General features: G+C 57.2%; 4 protein-coding genes. 2 read left to right on the plus strand and 2 right to left on the minus strand.

The window, feature by feature from the left end:
* Positions 1-44 precede the first annotated feature (44 nt).
* A complete protein-coding gene (pbpG, locus tag JO226_RS16060; protein WP_293602545.1) occupies positions 45-989 on the plus strand; it encodes a D-alanyl-D-alanine endopeptidase in 945 nt (314 codons plus the stop codon).
* Between the two features lie 2 nt (positions 990-991).
* On the opposite strand, the gene JO226_RS16065 is transcribed toward pbpG, so the two are convergent.
* Both JO226_RS16065 and dld read right to left on the minus strand, forming a co-directional pair.
* Entirely contained in the window at positions 992-1,546 is a 555-nt protein-coding gene (locus tag JO226_RS16065) for a GNAT family N-acetyltransferase (protein ID WP_293602542.1), read from the minus strand.
* Between the two features lie 128 nt (positions 1,547-1,674).
* Positions 1,675-3,405 (minus strand): D-lactate dehydrogenase, encoded by a 1,731-nt coding sequence (gene dld / locus JO226_RS16070; protein WP_293602543.1) that lies wholly within the window; start codon positions 3,403-3,405, stop codon positions 1,675-1,677.
* Between the two features lie 186 nt (positions 3,406-3,591).
* Between dld and bglX the strand changes: the two genes are divergently transcribed.
* Positions 3,592-5,889: a beta-glucosidase BglX gene (gene bglX, locus JO226_RS16075; RefSeq protein ID WP_293602544.1), complete on the plus strand. Its 2,298-nt coding sequence runs from the start codon at positions 3,592-3,594 to the stop codon at positions 5,887-5,889.
* Positions 5,890-6,000 lie beyond the last annotated feature (111 nt).

A 6,000-nucleotide genomic window follows, 5' to 3' on the forward strand; every position in this document is an offset into this window, starting at 1 on the left:
GGTACGACATAATTCGCACAATAATGACCAGACTGCTCACCACCATGCTGAAATTTCGAGTTTCCCTGCTTAGCCTTGCGCTGATGCTGGCTGTCCCTTTTGCGCCCCAGGCGATCGCCAAACCCGCTGCGGCGACGACGGCGTCTAAACCGGATATTGCTTCCGGTAGTGCAATGATTGTTGATTTGAACACCAACCAGGTGATTTACGCCAGCGACCCGGATCTGGTGCGGCCGATGGCGTCCATTACCAAACTGATGACCGCGATGGTCGTGCTGGATGCGCACCTGCCGCTGGACGAAATGCTGACGGTGGATATCAGCCAGACGCCGGAGATGAAGGGCGTTTACTCCCGCGTGCGTCTTAAGAGTGAAATCAGCCGTAAAAATATGCTGCTGCTGGCGCTGATGTCCTCAGAAAACCGCGCGGCGGCAAGCCTTGCGCACCACTATCCGGGCGGTTATGACGCGTTTATCCGCGCGATGAACGCCAAAGCGAAAGCGCTCGGTATGAATCATACACGCTACGTCGAGCCGACCGGGCTGTCGATTCATAACGTGTCTACCGCCCGCGACCTGACCAAACTGCTGATCGCCACCAGGCAGTACCCGCTGATTGGTCAACTGAGCACCACGAAGGAAGATACCGCGACCTTCAGCAATCCGGCGTACACGTTGCCGTTTCGTAACACCAACCACCTGGTCTATCGCGACAACTGGAATATCCAACTGACCAAAACCGGCTTTACCAATGCGGCGGGACATTGTCTGGTGATGCGTACGGTGATGAATAACCGTCCGGTGGCGATGGTGGTGATGGATGCCTTCGGTAAATATACCCACTTCGCCGACGCCAGCCGCCTGCGCACGTGGGTTGAAACCGGGAAGGTGATGCCGGTACCGCCCGCAGCGCTGAGCTATAAAAAGCAGAAAGAAGCGCAGATGGCGAACGCTATTCTCAACGCGCAGCCGGCCACCCAGGCTGACTAACGCTACTCCGGCAGCGTCCAGTCACCGTCGTTGAGTGGACGCTGCATGATCACCGTATCCCGCCAGTCGCCGAGCTTATAACCCACGCTGCGCAACTGTCCGACCACATCAAAACCGTGCTTTTTATGTAGCCGCAGCGAGCCAGTGTTGTTATTGCCATCGCCAATCACCGCGACCATTTGCCGCCACTGGCCCTGCTCGCACATGTCGATAAGACGCGTGAGGAGCGCGCTGCCCACGCCGCGACCAGCCATGCTGGCATCCACATAAATGGACTCTTCCAGGGTGTAGCGGTAGGCCGGGCGAGGGCGGTAGGGGCCAGCATAGCAGTAGCCGACGAGAATGCCGCGATACAGCGCCACCAGCCAGGGTAGCCCGGAGCCGGTGAGTTTTTTCATTCGGGTACGCATTTCATCGACGGAAGGGGGGACTTCTTCAAAGGAGGCTCGACCGTTCAACACATGCCAGGCATACAGCGCCGCAATGGCATGCGCGTCATCAGGTACCGCATCCCGGATCTCTATCTCTGCACCTAATTCGGCATCACCCGCAGACATGAGGTTAACTCCTTAGTTTGACAGGCCAGAGAAATGTTTCTCTGGCCCTTGGCCTTACTGTATAGCGGAGTTTAACGCGATTACACGATTTCCCCAGGTTCCGGGCGGGAATTTCTCGATATTTTGGCTCACTCTTGTTCTGCGCAATGCCCTTCGCCCCAATATTTCTGCTTGCTGGTTTTTCCTATTCCGGGGTTCATGCTATTGGTGGGGTCATTCTCACGATAAAACCGTTTTAACGTATCAGCGGCTTCGTAGAGGTGCCCGACGTTATGTTCCGCCGGATACTGCGCGCCGCGTTCGCGAAGCAGGGCCAGCATTTGCTCCTTCAGCGCATGGGCGTCCACCCCTTTTTTGACAATATAGTCCTGGTGGAAAACGTGACACATAAAGTGACCGTAGTAGAGCTTGTGCACCAGTTGGTTGTCGATGTCTGCCGGCAGATGTTCAAACCACTCGGTATCGTTGCGGCGCAGGGCGATATCCAGCGCCAGGATGTCTTCCACCTCATCGGCATGTACCGCCTGATAGCGAATGGCCGCGCCCGCCGCCGCAAAACGATGGAGAAACGCTTTGCTGCCTTCTTCAGCGGTACAAACGAAGAAATCCCCTTGCGCATCGGCAAAATAATGTTTGAGCCAGCTTTCGGCTTCATCAATGCCGTCGCCCGCCATTTTCAGCAGCAGGTGGTGTTCGTACTTATCGCGCCAGATTTTCATGCGCTCCGGCAGATGAGCCGCAAAGACATGGCCTATCTTCTGCATAAAGCGGTCGGTGAAGTGCGGCTTAAACAGCGACACTTTTTCCAGCATCGCATCCGTACGTCCCTTCAGGGTGAAAAAGAACGGCATTTTGTCGGTGCCGAGCTTGTCGATCATCAGGAAGGTGTCTTTACCGTATTTTTCGGCGATGTCGTAGATATCGCGGTGCATATACTCGCCCGCGACCGGCAGATGCTCGAACTCGGCCAGAATATGGCGACGTATCTCCGTGAGCACCTGCGGCTGGTTAGTGCCGATATAAAACACCTGCTGGCGTTTCTCTGCCGGGAAGGTATCCAGGCGAACGGCGAACACCGCAAGTTTACCGGCGCAGCCGGAGGACTCGAACAGGCGGTCCGGGTCCGCGTTATAGCGGGCCGGGGTGTCGGCGTCTACATCGCGTACGCGGCTGACGTAGTCGTGATCGTGGGCGTGACGGCCGTCGTGCTGCACGTCGGCATCGGTGACGCGCTCATCGTCCAGTTTGCTCAGGATCTGCTCCGGCGTGGCGCCGAGGTCGATCCCCAGGTGGTTGACGAGCTGTATCTTGCCGTCGTCGTTGATGCGGGCAAACAGGGACATTTCGGTATAGGCCGGGCCGCGCTGGACCAGCGAGCCGCCGGAGTTATTGCAGATACCGCCGACGACCGACGCCCCGATACAGGATGAGCCGATCACCGAGTGCGGTTCGCGACCCAGCGGTTTCAGCGCTTTTTCCAGCGAATAGAGCGTGGTGCCCGGGAAGGCCAGCACCTGTTCACCCTTATCCAGCAGGTGCAGTTTGTCCAGCCGCAGGGTGCTGATAATAACAATGTCGCGGTCGTAATCGTTGCCGCTTGGCGTTGAGCCTTCGGTCAGGCCGGTATTCGCCGCCTGCATCAGGATAATTTTGTCGGCGTTAACGCAGGCGTTCAGCACGCGCCACAGTTCAAGTAGCGAGCCGGGGAACACCACCGCCAGCGCGTCGCCCTGGCCCGAACGGAAGCCCTTGCGATAGCGGGCGGTTTTTGCCGGGTCGGTCAGCAGGTGAGAAGGGCCGACCAGGCGAGACAGTTCAGCGAGCAGCGTCGCATTGTCATTTATCGTTATAGTGGACATTTTTCCACTCCTTGTGGTGAGGCAAATTTGTCGTCACTAAGAATAGCGCTTTGTATGACAATATGGCGAAAGAATGTCGCGCAATATCGGAGAATATCCTGAGTATTCCTTTCGGGGTTATGGCAAACTGCGGTTTTTCTTAGGCTTTAGATGCCTCTGGTCTGGTTAAAGAGAGTACACATAACGATGAAATGGCTTTGCTCTGTAGGTGTTGCCGTCAGTCTTGCGCTACAGCCAGCGTTAGCTGACGATCTGTTCGGCAACCATCCGCTGACGCCACAGGCGCGGGATGCGTTTGTCACTGACTTGCTCAAGAAAATGACCGTCGATGAGAAAATTGGTCAGCTGCGCCTGATAAGCGTTGGGCCGGATAACCCGAAAGAAGCCATTCGCGAGATGATTAAAGACGGGCAGGTGGGGGCTATCTTCAACACCGTCACTCGCCAGGATATCCGCACCATGCAGGATCAGGTGATGCAGCTTAGCCGCCTGAAAATCCCGCTGTTTTTTGCCTACGACGTGGTGCATGGCCAGCGTACGGTATTCCCGATAAGCCTGGGTCTGGCATCGTCATTTAACCTTGACGCCGTGCGTACGGTGGGCCGTGTTTCCGCGTATGAAGCCGCCGACGACGGCCTGAACATGACCTGGGCGCCGATGGTCGACGTCTCGCGCGATCCGCGCTGGGGCCGCGTGTCTGAAGGTTTCGGTGAAGATACGTATCTGACCGCCACCATGGGTAAAACCATGGTCGAAGCCATGCAGGGCAAAAGCCCGGCGGATCGTTACTCGGTGATGACCAGCGTGAAGCACTTCGCCGCCTACGGCGCAGTGGAGGGCGGTAAGGAGTACAACACCGTCGATATGAGCACCCAGCGCCTGTTCAACGACTATATGCCGCCGTACAAAGCCGCCCTGGATGCGGGCAGCGGCGGGGTGATGGTCGCGCTGAACTCGCTGAACGGCACCCCGGCGTCGTCGGACGCCTGGCTGCTAAAAGATTTGCTGCGCGACGAGTGGGGCTTTAAGGGCATCACGATTTCTGACCACGGCGCGATTAAAGAGCTTATCAGGCACGGTACGGCGTCCGACCCGGAGGATGCGGTGCGTGTCGCGCTTACGTCCGGCATCAACATGAGCATGAGCGATGAGTACTACAGCAAATACCTGCCGGGTCTGGTCAAAAGCGGTAAGGTGACGATGGCGGAGCTGGATGACGCCACCCGCCACGTACTGAATGTGAAGTATGACATGGGGCTGTTTAACGATCCGTACAGCCACCTTGGCGCAAAAACCTCCGACCCGGAAGACACCAACGCCGAAAGCCGTCTGCATCGTAAAGAGGCGCGCGACGTGGCCCGTGAAAGTCTGGTGCTGCTGAAAAACCGTCTTGAAACCCTGCCGTTGAAAAAATCTGGCGCCATTGCCGTTGTGGGGCCGCTGGCCGACAGCAAGCGTGACGTGATGGGCAGTTGGTCTGCCGCGGGCGTTGCCGGTCAGTCCGTCACCGTACTGACCGGGATTAAAAATGCCGTCGGTGATAACGCAAAAGTGATTTACGCCAAAGGCGCGAACGTCTCGAATGAAAAAGACATCATCGACTTCCTCAATCTGTATGAAGAGGCGGTGAAGGTTGACCCGCGCTCGCCGCAGGCGATGATTGACGAAGCCGTTGCCGCCGCGAAGCAGTCCGACGTGGTGGTTGCCGTGGTCGGTGAGGCACAGGGGATGGCGCATGAGGCCTCCAGCCGGACTGAGCTGAATATTCCGCAAAGCCAGCGCGACCTGATTAGCGCCCTGAAGGCCACGGGTAAACCGCTGGTGCTGGTGCTAATGAACGGTCGTCCGCTGACGCTGGTGAAAGAGGATCAGCAGGCTGACGCCATTCTGGAAACCTGGTTTGCCGGTACCGAAGGCGGTAACGCCATCGCCGATGTGCTGTTTGGCGACTATAACCCGTCCGGCAAACTGCCGATGTCGTTCCCGCGCTCGGTAGGGCAGATCCCGACCTATTACAGCCACCTCAACACCGGCCGTCCGTATAACCCGGAGAAGCCAAACAAATATACCTCGCATTACTTTGACGAGGCCAACGGCCCGCTGTATCCGTTCGGTTATGGTCTGAGCTATACCACTTTTAACGTCTCCGACGTGAAGATGTCCGCGCCGACCATGAAAGCGAACGGCAGCGTCACCGCCAGCGTCGATGTCACCAATACCGGCAAACGCGAAGGCGCGACGGTTATCCAGCTCTATCTGCAGGACGTCACCGCTTCGATGAGCCGTCCGGTGAAGCAGTTGCGCGGCTTTAAGAAGGTGAACCTCAAGCCGGGCGAGACGCAAACCGTCAGCTTCCCGATAGATGTCGACGCGCTGAAATTCTGGAACCAGCGGATGAAATATGCCGCAGAGCCGGGCAAATTCAACGTCTTTATCGGCGTTGACTCCGCCCGTGTGAAGCAGGGCGAGTTTGAGCTGCAGTGATTTACGCGATGCGCACAAAGGCCGGGTAACCGGCCTTTTTCTTTTCGCCAGACGCCGCTTCACTTTCTGGCAACATTCCAATTCCATTATCGGAATGTCGGAATCGTCATT

Origin of the sequence: Pluralibacter sp., assembly GCF_019237635.1 — a bacterium.
Lineage (GTDB): Bacteria > Pseudomonadota > Gammaproteobacteria > Enterobacterales > Enterobacteriaceae > Enterobacter_B.